The sequence below is a fragment of the Sphingomonas sp. CCH21-G11 genome, assembly GCF_001555965.1.
GTDB lineage: Bacteria > Pseudomonadota > Alphaproteobacteria > Sphingomonadales > Sphingomonadaceae > Sphingomonas.
In genome coordinates this window covers 65,979-80,006 of the sequence record NZ_LSHX01000019.1, presented here as the reverse complement: position 1 = coordinate 80,006, position 14,028 = coordinate 65,979, and the positions used below count along the sequence as shown (strand labels likewise).

Here is a 14,028-nt window from a genome sequence, read left to right as displayed (position 1 = left end):
TTCGTCGTTCAGTAACTGGGGTTGGCGTCACGCCGCGCCTTCTGGTCGAGATACAGCGACTGCGGCTCGAGCGTGGCGCCCTGGTTGATCAGCTCGGCAAAGTCCGCCGGGGCGAGGAACGCCGCGCCGTTCAGGTTGAGGCTGGCCGTATTGCCCCGCGTCCCGATGACATAGCCGAACCCGAACTGGTGAGAACGCACGAACACGTTCGTCCCCAAATCGTCCTTGATCAGGTTCCAGAAGACATTCTGGGTTCCCGTCACGCCCCCGCCGTTGCTGGTGGTGCCGCGGTTCTGGCTTTCCCAGCCCGGACCGACGATGCGCATGCCGTCGACCAGATTGGCGTGCGCCAGGCTGCCGTGATAGTCCGAAACCGAAACCGGGTTGATCGACGCGCCGCCCAGGAGCACGTTGCCCGATGCGGTCAAGTCAGACATCTGGAAATTGTGCCGCCCGCCCTCGGCATAGGCGTTGCGGATCAAATTCTCCTGCGCCGACACAAAGAACAGATAGCCGTTGCCGCTGCCCAGCCGGTTCTGCGGAAACGAAATCGAGCAGTCGAGCACCGAAATGCCGCGCGCCGACCGCGTGATCGCGATGCCCAGCGACTGGATGTGATAGGTTGCGTTCGCCTGCGGCTTGAACGTGCGGACATTGCGGATCCACCCGTCCATCACCCCGGTCACCCGGATCATCACCGCGTTGCTCGTTTCATAGGCGGCGGTGCCGCGGGTGTTGATGTCCGCATCGGTCAGGCCGGGCTGGGTGTTCTCGCGCATCGCGAGATACAGGTTCTCGATCCCGACATTGGTCGATACCGTGCCCGTCCGGTAGATGCGCGGGTTGTTGCCGGTCGTCGCATCGGGATTGAGGATGTAGCGCACCGGGATGTCGAGGCGCAGCTGGTTGCCGGGCAGGATCGCCTCGATCCGCCGCATCGCCACCTGGCCCTGCGCCCAGTTCGCCGATCCCCAGCAACCATTGGCGTTGCAGCCGTTCTGGTTTGGCCCCATGCCGTGCAGATCGCGGAACGCCGGGGTCAAATCGGTCCGCACGATGATCGACTGGCCGACCGCCAGCCCCGCGGTCGATGCGACGGTGATCGTGCGCGTCGGATCGTTGGTCGCGCTGGTGACCGCGACGGGCGTCGTCGCCTGGTCGGTGAACCAGATGTCGCGATTGTCGGTCGGCCCCATATCGATCATGCGCTTGGCGCGCATCACCGGATCGTCGTTGAAGACGTAGGCCTGGGGCGTGCCGGATGCGTTGGTCTGGCCGCGCAGGATCACGTTGCTGCACGGCAGCCGCAGCGCATAGGGCGCGGTGCCGACCGGGCGGATGCGATAGCCGCCGCCGGGCAGGAACACGACGCCCCCGCCCGCCGCGCAGACCGCATTGATCGCGTTCTGGATCGGGGTTGTGGCGTCGGCAGCATTGGGGTTGCTGTTCGCGCTATAGCTATTGTCGGCCCCGAACTGGGTGACGACGTTCACCTGATGGCCGTTGTTGAAGCTGGTCGGGATCGGCGCGTCGCCCATCGCATAGCCGGCGTATGAGAAGTCCTGAAGGAAACGGCCGGACGAATCCTTGTTCCCGCCCTCATAGAGCGGAAGCCAGTTGGCGGGATAGAGCACGCTGCGAACGGTGCTGGCCGACTGGGCGGCGACCGTCGACAGGGCCGAAAGCCCGTCTCCGGTCGCCGGCAGCCGCACGGCACCCGCGGAGGTTGTCGCTGTTCCGAGCCACCCACTGCTACTCGCCAGCGCCGCGCCGGCCAGCGCCAGCCCGCCTAACACCAACGCCACATATCGTCTTGCCATCTCGCCTCTCCCAGTGCCCGCACGTGCTTTGTGCACGCCGGTATCAGACTTAAGATATCCGATAGGTGACGGCTTGCCAATGGCAGGGGTTCAGTAGTTCGGATTGGCGTCACGCTTTGCCTTCTGGTCGAGGTAGAGCGAGGTGGGGGCCAGGTTGACGCCGTTGTTGAGCGCCTCCACCCAGTCCGAAGGTGCCGAGATCGTCGGCCCCCCCACATCGACCGACGCGGTGTTGCCCCGCGTGCCGATGATGTAGCCCCACGCGAACTGCTCCGACTGGATGAAGATACCGCTGGCGGTGTCGCCCTTGATCACGTTCCAGAACACATTCTGGGTGCCGGTGATGCCCGCGCCGTTGCTCGTCGAGCCGCGGTTGATCGTCTGCCAGCTGTTGCCGATCGTGGTCACGCCGTCGATCAGGTTGGCGTGCGACAAGGCGACGTGGAAGTCGTTGGTGCCCTCCGAATTGATCGTGCTGCCGCCCAGGATGACGTTGCCCGACGCGCTCATGTCGGTGATCTGGAAATTGTGCCGGCCGCCTTCGGTCACGCTGTCGCGGATCAGGTGATCCTGACCGGCAACGACCATCAGATAGCCGTTGCCGCCGCCCAGGCGGTTCTGCGGGAAAGACATCGAGCTGTTGAGCACCGAGATGCCCCGCGTCGATGCAGACAGCGCGATGCCGATCGAGGACAGGTGGAAATTCTGGGTGTTCACCGCGGGCCGGAAACTGTGGACGTTGCGGACCCAGCTGTCCTTGGCCCCGGCGAAGCGGATCGCCTGCGCGCCGCTCGTCTCGTACGCGGCGGTGCCGGGCGTGTTGATCACCGAATCGGTCAGGCCCGGATTGGGATTTTCCCGCATTCCGATCGCGATGTTCTCGATCCCGACATTATAGGTCGCCGGCGTCGTGCGATAGGCGCGCGGGTTGTTGCCCGTGCTGGGATCGGGATTGAGCAGGTAGCGGATCGGCGCGTCGAGGCGGATGCGGTTGCCCGACAGGATCGCCTGTACCGTGCGGTAATAGAGCAGGCCCTGGCCCGATCCGTCCCACCAGCAGCCATTGGCGGTGCAACCGTTGATGCCCGCGGTCATGCCATGCTGCGCCTTGAACGCCTCGGTCGTGTCGGTGCGGATGACGATCGGCGCGCCGACCTGAAAGGCGCTGGTGCTGCCGACGGTGATGATCCGCGTCGGATCGGTCACCGCCTGGGTCACCGGCGTCGGGGTGGACACCTGCGACGTGTACCAGATGAACCGGTCGTCGACCGTGCCGACGAAGATGACCCGCCGCGCGCGCATATTGGCCAGGTCGTTGAACAGGAACGTCGCCGGCCTGCCCTGGGCATCGACCGCGCCGCGCAGGATCAGGTTGTTGCAATTCAGGTTCAGCGCGGCGGTGTTCGTCCCCTGCGGCCGGATGCGATAGGTGCCCGCCGGCAGGAAGACGGTGCCGCCGCCCTGGGTGCAGATCGCGTTGATCGCGGCCTGGATCGCGTTGGTGGCGTCGGCCGAATTGGGGTTGGTCGTCGCGTTATATGTGTTGTCAGCGCCATATTGCGTGACCGCGTTGACCATGCGGTTGTTGCCGAAGCCCGTCGGGATCGGCTTGTCGCCATTGGCGTAGCCCGCATAGGAAAAGTCCTGGAGGAAGCGGCCGGCCGCGTCCTTGCTGCCGCCTTCGCCCACCGGCAGCCAGCTGTCGGGATAGAGCGCCGACCGGATGAGCGAAGTGACCTGGTTTGCGAAGGTCGGCAGGGCCAGCCGAGCGGCGGCCTGCGGCTGCGGACTGGTGAGCGTGCCCGACGGTGCGCTCGCCGTAAACGCGAGCGCACCGAGCGCCAGGAGGCAGGTCCCGCCGACAACGGCGCCGAGCGAATGCGCGTGCTTCATCGTGAACTCCTGTAAAAAAAGAGCCCGCCGAAGCGGGCTCCAAGTGGGAGAGAGGTCAGAAGTTGAAGGATGCGCCGAAATAGAAGCGCCGGTCGTCGCGCCATGCCGTCGCCAGCCTGTTCTCGGTGCCGATGAACAGGGTGCGGGTCGATCGGGTCAGGTTGATCGCGTCGACCGTCAGCGTGAAGTTGGGCGAGATCTTGTACGAGGCCGAGGCGTCGAGCTGGCCGTAATCGTTCTGGAACACGCTGCCCCCCTGCGATGCCGATTGCTGCACGGACAGGAACTTGCTGCGATAATTATAGGCGACCCGCAGGTTGACCCCGTCGCGTTCGTAATAGCCGACGAGATTGTAGCTGTGCTTCGACAGGTTGGGCAACGACAGCCGTTCGCCGCTGAACTCGTCGATATTGGGGGTCGAGCCGTTGGCGTAGGTGTAGCTGAGGTTGAGCCCGAGCCCGTCGAGCGGCGCGGGCAGGAAGGTGAAGGCGTGGAAATAGTTGAACTCCACGCCCTCGATCTTGCCGTCGCTGCCGTTGGCGGGCCGGCTGATGATGTAGAGCGAGTTGGTCGTGCCCGGCGCGATGATCTCCGGATGATCCTCCTCGACCTGGATGGTGCGGGTAAAGGCGGACACGTCCTTCTTGAACAGCGCGACCGACAACAGGCTGGCCTTGGCGAAATACCATTCCGCCGACAGGTCGTACTGCGTCGCGGCATAGGGATCGAGCAGCGGGTTGCCCGCGCTGCCGGTGTTCGATGTCGGGTTGAACGAAATGCCCACGCCGGTCAGCGACAGCGGCGGGCGGGCGATCACCTTCGCGGCGGCAAGGCGGACCTGGAAGTCAGGCGTGAACCGGGCCGACAGGTTGGCCGAGGGGAGCCAGTTGTTGAAGGTCGCGCCCTGCTCCACCGGCAGGGTGGTCGTCGCGTTGACCAGGCTGAACCCCCGCGACAACCGCTCGCTGCGGACATAGCGGACGCCGGCATTGCCGTTGAGCTCGATCCCCGCGATCTCGCCGCCGAACGTCGTCATCGCGAAGCCGGCATAGGTATCCTGCTCGACGTCGAACAGCGTCTGCTGCTCGAGCGCCAGGTCCTGGGCGGTGCGGTTGCGGCCGAAGCGCGCGACGAAGGCGTTGATGTCGAAGCTGCCGACCAGGATCGTGCGGGGAAAAGCGCCGTCATATCCCTCGAACAGCGTGTTGGACTGGCCGTTATAGGCGAGGCCCGCAATTTCGTTGCCGCGCAGCGTGTCGCCCGGCGTCGGGTCGCCCGCCGCCAGCTCCGCCGGGGTATGCGTCCGGCCGACGACGCGCTGCTCGAGCGTCTGGCGCTCGTAGCGTCCGCCGACCTTGAACGATTTGATGAAGCCCCAGTCGACTTCATAGGTGGCGTCGAAATCGACATCGCGCCCGCGGTTGGTCGTCAGGTAATTATTGTCGACGACGGTGAAGCCCTCGAAGTTGCGCGGGTTGGTAACGTCAAAGTTCGACGAGATGTTGTAGTTGGGCATCGGCGCGTCGGCGGTCGACCAGTCATAGGTGACGCTCGCGGTCTGGCCCGCGGCCTGGCGCAGCACGACGACGAAGTCGTTGCCGGCATAATAGTTGGCGCTGCCCGACGTGCCGTCGTTCGCGCCATCGGCGTCGCCGAGCGAGATGCTGCCGTTGACGTTCAGCGTCAGCGGACCAGATTCGAAATTGACGTTCAGCTGGTGCGCGTTGGTTTCGGTCAGGCTGGGGCCGCTGAAGATGATCGGGCGGATCGTCACGCCGTTCACCGTCGCCTGGTCGATCGTGCCGTCGGCGAGCGCGACGACATTGGTCAGGTTATTGGTGAACAGGATCTGGTTGGCGTTGCGCGTGCGGTCGGTTTCCGACCGCGAATAGAAGCCGTCATAGGTGAAGGTCAGCGAATCGATCGGCCGGAACTGGACGGTGCCGTTGAGGCCGAACCGCTCCATCTGGTAGCGCAGATCATAGGTCTCGATCCGGTTCGGGCGGAACAGCCGCGGTGCGCTCGCGCCCGGACCGGTGGCGGTCAGGCCGTTGACCTGGGAATAGCCGCGGGTGAACAGCCCATAGGTGCGGCCGTTGAACACCGACCCGGTGGTGCTGACCAGCACGCCCAGCCGCCCGTCGAGCAGCTGGCCACCGACCGCCAGCGCGCCCTTGGCACCGAACCGCTCCGACTGGTCGCCATAGGATCCGTTGATCCGCCCGGCGAACAGCATGTCCTTCAGGTCGAGCGGGCGGCGGGTCTTGAGATTGATCGCCGCACCCAGCCAGCCCTCGATGATATCCGCCGACGGTGATTTGATCACGTCGACCGACGCCAGGATTTCTGACGGAAAGTCGTTCAGATTGGGGTCGCCGTTCGACGACGCGCCGATGAAGTTGCGGCCGTTCAGGAGCGTGCGGTTCAGGTCGATGCCGCGCACGTTGATCCGCGATCCCTCGCCCTCCAGCCGGGTGATCTGGACGCCCGGAATGCGGCTCAGCGTTTCGGACACGTTCTGGTCGGGCAGCTTGCCGATATCCTGCGCCGAGATGCTGTCCAGGATGTTGGCGGCGTTGCGCTTGGTGTTCAGCGCATCGGCGATGCTGGCGCGGATGCCGGTGACGACGATGTCGTCGGATTCCGCGGGCGGTGCCTCATTGGTCTGGTCGGGTGTATCCTGCGCGGCTGCCGATGCCGACCAGAACAGGCTTGCCGTCGACATCGCCAGCATGCTGGGCGCGAGTCGAATCAGGCGCGTACGGACCGTTCGCATATTTTCCTCCCCTATCGCGGCGGTCCGGCTTACGCCGAATCTCACCGATCGTTCCAATATGGGTGGAAGTCATATGCGGTTCTGTTTTGGACCTCAAGCCCTTATTCATTCCTATTTGAACATGGCCGACAAAGTTCAGATTGCTCCGAGTGATTTCGACAGATTCTGGGACGCGGCGATCAGCAAGGGCATGATTCGCCGCTCCTGCGCCATGCTGTCGGGCTGCGCGAAATAGGTCACGCTGATTGCGGCGATCGCCGTGCCGTCGAACCCGAATACCGGGGCTGCCAGCGCGTGGACGGCCACATTCCATTCGCCGCGATCGCGGCTGATGCCCTCCGCCCGGATGTCCGCGAGCGCCGCGCGGATGACCGCGGGATCGGCCATGGTCGCTGCGGTGAAGCGCTCCAGCTCGCCCGAAAGGACACGCTCGACCAGTGCCGGCGGCGCAAAGGCGAGCAGCAGCTTCGAGGCCGCACCTGCATGCATGGCAAAGGTGCTGCCGACCCGCGACGTCGGCGCCATATCGCGGCTGCTTTGCACGACGTCGACGACCTCGGCGCGATCATCGCTCACGACGCTGAGCTTGCACGTCTCGCCCGTCTGCGCGGCGAGTTCGGCAAGCACCGGATGCGCCGCCTTCAGCAAGTCCGCCCGGCTCATGTCGCGCCGGACGCCCTGGGCCAGCGTGATCAGCCGAAAACCGAGGCGAAACCGCCCGTCCGCGAGCTTGCCGACGATGCCGCGGGCGGCAAGCGTGTTGAGAATGCGGTATACGGTCGATCGCGGGACGCCCGTCGCGTCACAGATCGCGCCGATGCTTTCCCCCTCTTCGGACCCGTGCAACAGGTCCAGAATATCCAGCATCTTGTCGATGACCGGAATGCGGTGGACGGACTTTCCCCGGTCTTGATCGCTTCCATCCGCGTTCATGGTCTCGTTCAGCATGCTCAGGCCCTTCGCTGATCGCGGCATATTCAGCATCTGAACCCGACAAGCAAGCCGCTGCCCCGTCACCATTATAACTCGATTGACATCAGTTCATTACTGGAACATCAAGCGCACAAATCCATTGGTGAACATTTCTCTGCGGAGGGGATATGAGTGAGCAGTTGCGCCGCGAAGCGGCGATGATGGACATCGACGCGCTGATCGAACAGCGCGAAGGGGTGTCCGCCGATCCGCTCTCGGTCGACCAGACCGAACTGCTGGCTCGGTATGAGAAACTTTACACCGGCCTGGTCAGCGACGTGCTGCGCGAAATGCTCATGCTCGACCAGGCGTTGCCCGGCGCGCTCATTCCCTTGCGGCCCGAAAAGACCGTCGCCGGCATCGCGTTCACCGTCAAGAGCGCGCCCAACGTCAAGATTACCGGCGAGATGGAAACCCGCACCGAAATGCTGTCGGCGCTGACCCCGGACGCGTTCATCCTGTGGGATTCGTCGGGCGACGAGCGCGCGACGCTGTGGGGCGGGGTGATGACTGCGACCGCCAGCGGCCTGGGCGTCCGGGCCGCCTGCGTCGACGGGGGCATCCGGGACACGCACCAGGTGCTGCAAAAGGATTTTCCGGTCTTCTACCGCTATCGCAGCCCCAACGGGTCGCTCGGCCGGTGCCAGATCACCCATTATCAGATCCCGATCAAGATCGGCGACGTGCTGATCAAGCCGGGCGATGTCGTGCTGGGCGATATCGATGGCGTCGTCGTGGTGCCCCGTGCCCAGGCGGTGGCCGTGCTGGAACGCTCGGAGGCACTGCGCCGGTCGGAGGAGCAGATTTTCGACTGGGTCGAGAACGGCGATAGCGTCGAACAGATTACCGCACGCGGCGGCTATTTCTGATGCGGCGGCCCCGGGGCTCCCCCCGGGGCGTCGTCCGGCGGCATTGCTCCCCCCGCCGGTGGAGGCGGGGTCATGGCAGCGATACGAGCCAGTTGGCGTCTTCTCCGGGCGCGAGTGCGCGCGCATCGACCCATCCGCCGGCGTTCGTCTCCACCTCGATCCGGTAGTCGCCGTGGAACAGCCGCATGTCGGCCTGACCGGCGGCATCGGTCGTGGCGCGCACGTCGCTTTTCCATTCGGTGTTGATCAGCCGGTCGAGCGCCAGATAGGCGGGCTTCGGCCGCAGGCTGTCCTTTTCGAGCAGCCCGCCGTTCCAGCGGTCCTCGCCGGCATAGGCGGTGCCGTCTGCCAGGTTCCACCACGTGATCGCCTCGACCTTCGGATGCGAGAACCACAGGCGATACAGATTGCGCGTCCACGCCGCCTGCATTTCGGCCCCGCCGAACTGCGGCAGGGTGGGAATGGTGATCTCCGTGACATGCAGCGGCCGCTCGAGCCGCGCATAGAGGTCGAGCGCGGCAAAGAGCTGGCGCGGCGTGCGCAGCTTCCCCGCCAGGCTGTCGGCAACCTCGGCTTCGGCGAAGTAATGCATCTGCAGCCCGACCGCGTCGACCCGCTTGCCGCGCGCAATCAGGCTGCGCAGCAACAGATAATAGGGCGTGCCATCGCCACCGATCTCGTCCCATGCCTCGGGCGTCGCTTCGTTGACCAGCAGCGTCGTATCGTCGGGAAATGCCGTGTCGGCCGCATCGAGCGCGATCGCCGGATAGTCGGGCGGCATCGCATCGGCCGGAAAGCGCCGGCTGCTGTGCAGCACCTCGTTGACGACGTCCCACACGCCGATCCGGCTGCCGAAGCGATCGGCGAGCATCCGTGCGCGCCGTTCGATCAGCGCAATCCGCTCGGCGTCGTCGCGCGGCCAATAGGCCGGGATCGACAGGTCGGGCTGGTTCCACACCAGGACGTGCCCCTTGGTGCGCAGGCCCCAGCGTTCGGCGAACGCCAGCACCCGCTCGGCCGGCGGGCGGCGATACAGGGGGGCGCTTGTCTCGTCGATGCGGTACGCTCCCGGCGTCGGTTCGAAATCGCGCCAGTAAAAGGGCACCGTGACGATGTTGAACAGCCGGGCAAAGGCCGCTTCCCACGCTGCATTGCGCGCAGGGTCGGCAAAGCCGCCGACCATGAAGCCGTTCGCCCCGAAGTTGAAGTGGTGGCGCGTCTGCCTGACCCGGACCCGCCCCTGGACAGGTCTCCCGGCACGATCGCGCAACTGCAGCCGGATGTTGCCCATCCGGTTGGCCCGGATGCCGTCGGCGATCCGTCGCTCGACCTCAGGGTCGCTCCACAGGCGCGTCCAGGCTTCGGGTGATGTGCTTTCCGGCGCGGCCGCGATGCCGGGCGCGACCAGCCCCCCGCCGGCCAGTCCCCCGCCCATCAGCGCCATCATCGCGCGCCTGTCCATCGCGATCGCCTCGATTGTCATCCTGCCCAACTCCAGTGCTTGTTCCGCACCAACATATCGGATATGTGATACTAGCGCCATGCTTTCGTATATGAATAGTTGACGCTCAAATTCTCTTTTGACAAGCTAAGAGCATAATTCATGAGGAGAGGGTATTGAGCGGGGGTGCAGAATGCCGGGCCGCCCTGGTTACCGGGGGGACCCAGGGCATTGGCCTGGCAATCGCCGCGGCGCTGGTTGGCGCGGGGTGGCGGGTCGCGATTCACGGCCTTGACGATCCCGCCGCGTGCGACGCCGCCGCAGCGCGCTTGCCCGGCGTCCCGATCCTCGCCGCCGATCTCGCCGATCCGGGCGCGGCCATCGGGCTGCTCAACCAGACGCGTGCGGTGCTGGGCGATCCCGACTTGCTGGTACATTGCGCCTCGGCCGAAATGCGCCGGCCGCTGGTCGCGTTCGACCGTGTCGAGGCGGAGCGCCAGATGGCGATCAACCTCTGGGCGGGCGTCGAGCTGATGACCGGAGTGTTGCCGGCCATGGCTGCGCGCGGCTGGGGCCGGATCATCGCGATCGGCAGCGTCCAGCAGGTGAAGCCGCATCCCGACATGCTGGCCTATGCCGCCAGCAAGGCCGCGCTCGCCAATGCCGTCCGCAACATCGCGCGGCAGGTCGCGGGCGACGGGATCACCGCCAACATCATCGCGCCGGGTGCGACGCTGACGCCGCGAACCGCGTCGGTGCTCGCCGATCGCCCATATGCCGACCGTGTCCTTGCCGCCATTCCGGCGGGGCGGTTCGGCACGCCCGACGACATGACCGGCGCCGCGTTGATGCTCGCCGGCGACGCCGGGGCCTATATCAACGGCCAGACGATCTTCGTCGACGGCCTGATGAGCTTCTGACCGACAGGAACCTTGTATGAAGATCACCGACATCCGCGTCCGTTGCGTGGCGATTCCGATGAATTGCATGCTCCGCCACAACACCGGCGTCCACCCCGGTTACCTGATGCGGACCATCCTCGAAATCTTCACCGACGAGGGCGTGGTGGGCCTGGGCGAGGTCGGCGGCGGCGACCAGCGCGGCGCGCTGACCAAGCTTGCGCCGCGCATCATCGGCATGGATCCGTTCCAGCTGGAAACGATCAAGCTCAAGGTGCTGCGCAACATCTATTACATGTCGAACGCCCGGCTTTATGCGGCGATCGAGATGGCCTGCCTCGACATTCAGGGCAAGGTGCTGGGGCGGCCGCTGTCCGACCTGCTCGGCGGATCGGTCCGCGACGCCGTTCCCTTCATCGCCTATCTGTTCTGGCGCTATGACCGGCCGGGCGGCGGCGACGACACGCGTGCCGAGGACCTTGCCGATCACTGCGAGGAACTGGCCGAGACGCTGGGCGTGCGCGCGATGAAGCTCAAGGCCGGCGTGATGGACCCGGGCGAGGAAGCGCGCGTGCTCGAGCTGTGCCGCGAACGGCTCGGCCCCGATTTTGGCCTGCGGATCGACCCGAACGGCGTCTGGTCGGTGGCGACCGCGACGCGCATCGGCCAACGGCTCGAACCCCTTGGCATCGAGTATTTCGAGGACCCCGCCTGGGGGCTGGAGGGCAATGCCGCGGTGCGAAAGGCAGTGCGCATGCCGATCGCGACCAACATGTATCCCGCGAAGTTCGACGATCTCGGTCCCGCAATCCGCCTCGGCGCGGTCGATATCGTGCTGACCGACATTCATTATTGGGAGGGACCGCGCGGCGTGAAGGAGCTGGCGGCGGTGTGCCGGACCTTCAACCTCGGCGTCGCGATGCATTCGGGCGCGGAGTTCGGCATCGAGCTGGCGGCGATGATCCATACCGCGTCGACCATCCCCGAAATGCGCTTCGCCGGCGATGCGCATTATCATTACCTGACCGACGACATCATCGAGGGCGGGCCGATGCGGTATGCGGACGGCGCGATCCGCGTGCCCACCGGTCCAGGCCTGGGCGTCACGCTCGATGAGGACAAGATGGCGCATTACGAGCGCTATTACGAACAGGTCGGCGACTATTACGCCCGCTTCCACGTCGATCCGAAGCGGCCGGACTGGATGCCGATGGTCGGCGCGCTCTGATCATGATGCCGCGGGGGCAGGGCATGGTCGCCTTGGCGTTTGCGCTGGTGGCCACGCTGTTCTTCATCTGGGGCTTCGCGACGTCGACGGTCGACACGCTCATCCCGTCGGTCCGGTCGATCTTCGATCTGACCTATCTCGAGGCGGTCACCACCCAGTTCGCCTTCTTCATCGCCTATGCGCTGATCTCGCTGCCGGCGGCGGCGCTGCTGGCGCGCATCGGCTACGCCGCGGCGATCGCGGTGGCGCTGTCGGCGATGCTCGCGGGCTGCGTCGGCATGGCCCTGGCCAGCCGTGGCGACAGCTATCCCGCGGTGCTGGCGGCGCTGTTCGTGATCGCCAGCGGCGTCACCCTGCTCCAGGTCGCGGCCAATCCCCTGGTCGCCGGGCTCGGTGCGCCCGAACGGTCGCATTTCCGGCTGACGCTGGTTCAGGCGTTCAACTCGATGGGCTCGATCGCCGGGCCCTATATCGGCGCGCTCATCCTGCTCGAAGGCGGCATGTTCGCGGCGGGCGGCGACACCGGGGGCGGCCGCGCCGCGTCGCTGGCCAAGATCGAGACGCTGTTCGGCGCGCTCGGGATCGTCGTCGCCGGCCTGATCCTCGGCGCCTGGCTGAGCCGGCGGATCATCGACGGTGCCGCCGCATCGCCCCGGGGGTCGGCCCCCCCGACCGCGGCGATCGGCGACCGCTGGTCGCTGGCGGGCTCGGCCGCGATCTTCCTCTATGTCGGCGCGGAAATCTCGATCCTCAGCCTGCTCATCAATTTCCTGTCCGAACCCGTGATCCTGGGCATCAGCCATGAAGCGGCGGGCAAGCTGCTCGCGCTCTACGGGATCGGGCGGATGACGGGCCGCTTCGTCGGCAGCGCGGTGATGACGCGCGTGCCGGTCGGCGCGCTGTTGACGGCAACCGCCGGGACCGCCGCGGCGCTGTGCCTCATCCCGTTGACGCTCGAGGGGGCATGGGTCGGCTATCTGACGCTGACCATCGGCCTGTTCACCTCGATCACCTTTCCCGCCGTGTTCACCCTGGCGCTGGAACGCGCGACGGCACCGCGCGCGGCGGTGTCGGGCCTGCTGGTCATGGGGATCACCGGCGGCGCGTTCCTGCCGCTGATTGCCGGCATGCTCGCCGATCGCGGCGGCATCGCGAGCGCGTTCGTGGTGCCTGTGATCGGTTTTGCCGGCGTCGCCTTCTTTGCCTGGCGCGCGCACCGCTGGCGGGGGCTGTCCCGATGATCGAGGTCGTCTCGGGCGAGGTGCGCAGCCTGCTGGGCGAGGGCGCCTGGTGGTCCGCGCGTGACGACGCCTTCTACTGGGTCGACATCCTCGGGCGGCGGCTCAACCGCTGGCGCGCCGCGTCGTCGCCCCCGCTCGCGTCCTGGGATGTGCCCGAAATGATCGGCTGGGTGATCGAACGCGAGGGCGCGCCCGGTTTCGTCGCGGGACTGCAGTCGGGGGTCCATGTGATCGATCTCGACCCGTTCCGGTGCACGCCGCTCGCCGCGTTCGGCCTCGATGAACCGGAGATGCGGCTGAACGACGCCTGCGCCGATGCGCACGGCAACATCTGGGCGGGGACGATGCGCATCGCCGCGGACCGTCCCGTCGGCGCGCTCTACCGCTTCGATCCGGCGGGTGATGCGGTCCGGGTCGACACGGGGTATACCGTCCCCAACGGCCCGGCGATCAGTCGCGACGGCCAGCTATTGTACCATGCCGATTCGCCGCTGGGCCTCGTCTATCGGCTGCGGCTGGACGATCCACAGCGAACCGCGTCCTGCGCCGTCCACATCGCTTTCGACCCGAGCTGGGGAAAACCGGACGGCATGACCGTCGATGCCGACGACTGTCTGTGGGTGTGCCACTGGGATGGCGGCCGGGTCAGCCGCTTCGATCCGTCGGGCGCGCTGATGCGATCGATCGAGGTGCCGGCGTCGCGGGTGACCAACTGCGCGTTCGGCGGGGCCGACCTCGACCAGCTCTACATCACGACCGCGGCCAAGGACCGCCCCGACGAGCCGCTGGCGGGCGCGATCTTCCGCGCTGACCCAGGCGTTCGCGGCGTCCCGGCGAACCGCTATGCCGGCTAGCGCCGCCCGGGCCCGCCACACCGCGACTTTCGACC

At 66.3% G+C, this 14,028-nt stretch carries 10 protein-coding genes; 5 read left to right on the top strand and 5 right to left on the bottom strand.

Annotated features, from left to right (window positions below; all coding sequences use genetic code 11):
• Positions 1 to 8: 8 nt before the first annotated feature.
• The 4 genes from AX676_RS04495 to AX676_RS04480 all read right to left on the bottom strand — a co-directional run bounded on the left by AX676_RS04495 (position 9) and on the right by AX676_RS04480 (position 7,437).
• Entirely contained in the window at positions 9 to 1,820 is a 1,812-nt protein-coding gene (locus AX676_RS04495; protein WP_156437640.1) for a hypothetical protein, read from the bottom strand.
• Positions 1,821 to 1,910: 90 nt separating this feature from the next.
• Positions 1,911 to 3,713, bottom strand: coding sequence for a glycosyl hydrolase family 28-related protein (locus tag AX676_RS04490; protein WP_066477173.1), 1,803 nt, complete (start codon positions 3,711 to 3,713; stop codon positions 1,911 to 1,913).
• Between the two features lie 55 nt (positions 3,714 to 3,768).
• On the bottom strand, positions 3,769 to 6,438 hold the full coding sequence (locus AX676_RS04485) for a TonB-dependent receptor (RefSeq protein ID WP_197417090.1): 2,670 nt from the start codon (positions 6,436 to 6,438) through the stop codon (positions 3,769 to 3,771).
• A 186-nt stretch (positions 6,439 to 6,624) separates the two neighbouring features.
• Positions 6,625 to 7,437, bottom strand: coding sequence for an IclR family transcriptional regulator (locus tag AX676_RS04480; RefSeq protein WP_197417091.1), 813 nt, complete (start codon positions 7,435 to 7,437; stop codon positions 6,625 to 6,627).
• A gap of 152 nt (positions 7,438 to 7,589) precedes the next feature.
• Here AX676_RS04480 and AX676_RS04475 point away from each other — a divergent pair, with 152 nt between their 5' ends.
• Entirely contained in the window at positions 7,590 to 8,330 is a 741-nt protein-coding gene (locus tag AX676_RS04475; protein ID WP_066477180.1) for an RraA family protein, read from the top strand.
• A 70-nt stretch (positions 8,331 to 8,400) separates the two neighbouring features.
• Here the strand turns inward: AX676_RS04475 and AX676_RS04470 are convergent, their stop codons facing one another.
• A complete protein-coding gene (locus AX676_RS04470) occupies positions 8,401 to 9,813 on the bottom strand; it encodes an endo-1,4-beta-xylanase (protein ID WP_066477187.1) in 1,413 nt (470 codons plus the stop codon).
• A gap of 134 nt (positions 9,814 to 9,947) precedes the next feature.
• On the opposite strand from AX676_RS04470, the gene AX676_RS04465 reads away from it, so the two are divergent.
• Genes AX676_RS04465 through AX676_RS04450 form a run of 4 tightly spaced genes read left to right on the top strand, consistent with a single transcriptional unit; the run spans position 9,948 to position 13,993 of the window.
• Complete coding sequence (locus AX676_RS04465; protein ID WP_066477188.1) at positions 9,948 to 10,691, top strand: SDR family NAD(P)-dependent oxidoreductase; 744 nt, start codon at positions 9,948 to 9,950, stop codon at positions 10,689 to 10,691.
• Positions 10,692 to 10,707: 16 nt separating this feature from the next.
• Positions 10,708 to 11,898, top strand: a complete 1,191-nt coding sequence (locus AX676_RS04460) for an enolase C-terminal domain-like protein (protein WP_066477189.1) — start codon at positions 10,708 to 10,710, stop codon at positions 11,896 to 11,898.
• 23 nt (positions 11,899 to 11,921) lie between these two features.
• Positions 11,922 to 13,139: an MFS transporter gene (locus AX676_RS04455; protein WP_197417151.1), complete on the top strand. Its 1,218-nt coding sequence runs from the start codon at positions 11,922 to 11,924 to the stop codon at positions 13,137 to 13,139.
• Positions 13,136 to 13,993: an SMP-30/gluconolactonase/LRE family protein gene (locus AX676_RS04450; RefSeq protein ID WP_066477193.1), complete on the top strand. Its 858-nt coding sequence runs from the start codon at positions 13,136 to 13,138 to the stop codon at positions 13,991 to 13,993. Before AX676_RS04455 ends, AX676_RS04450 begins: the two co-directional genes overlap by 4 nt.
• Positions 13,994 to 14,028 lie beyond the last annotated feature (35 nt).

What these genes read in the sequence shown, in the direction of transcription:
- AX676_RS04460 (WP_066477189.1), top strand. Translation starts at nt 10,708, where the DNA reads ATGAAGATCACCGACATCCGCGTCCGTTGCGTGGCGATTCCGATGAAT.
- AX676_RS04490 (WP_066477173.1), bottom strand. Translation starts at nt 3,713, where the DNA reads ATGAAGCACGCGCATTCGCTCGGCGCCGTTGTCGGCGGGACCTGCCTC.
- AX676_RS04455 (WP_197417151.1), top strand. Translation starts at nt 11,922, where the DNA reads ATGGTCGCCTTGGCGTTTGCGCTGGTGGCCACGCTGTTCTTCATCTGG.
- AX676_RS04495 (WP_156437640.1), bottom strand. Translation starts at nt 1,820, where the DNA reads ATGGCAAGACGATATGTGGCGTTGGTGTTAGGCGGGCTGGCGCTGGCC.
- AX676_RS04470 (WP_066477187.1), bottom strand. Translation starts at nt 9,813, where the DNA reads ATGACAATCGAGGCGATCGCGATGGACAGGCGCGCGATGATGGCGCTG.
- AX676_RS04475 (WP_066477180.1), top strand. Translation starts at nt 7,590, where the DNA reads ATGAGTGAGCAGTTGCGCCGCGAAGCGGCGATGATGGACATCGACGCG.
- AX676_RS04450 (WP_066477193.1), top strand. Translation starts at nt 13,136, where the DNA reads ATGATCGAGGTCGTCTCGGGCGAGGTGCGCAGCCTGCTGGGCGAGGGC.
- AX676_RS04480 (WP_197417091.1), bottom strand. Translation starts at nt 7,437, where the DNA reads ATGCTGAACGAGACCATGAACGCGGATGGAAGCGATCAAGACCGGGGA.
- AX676_RS04485 (WP_197417090.1), bottom strand. Translation starts at nt 6,438, where the DNA reads ATGTCGACGGCAAGCCTGTTCTGGTCGGCATCGGCAGCCGCGCAGGAT.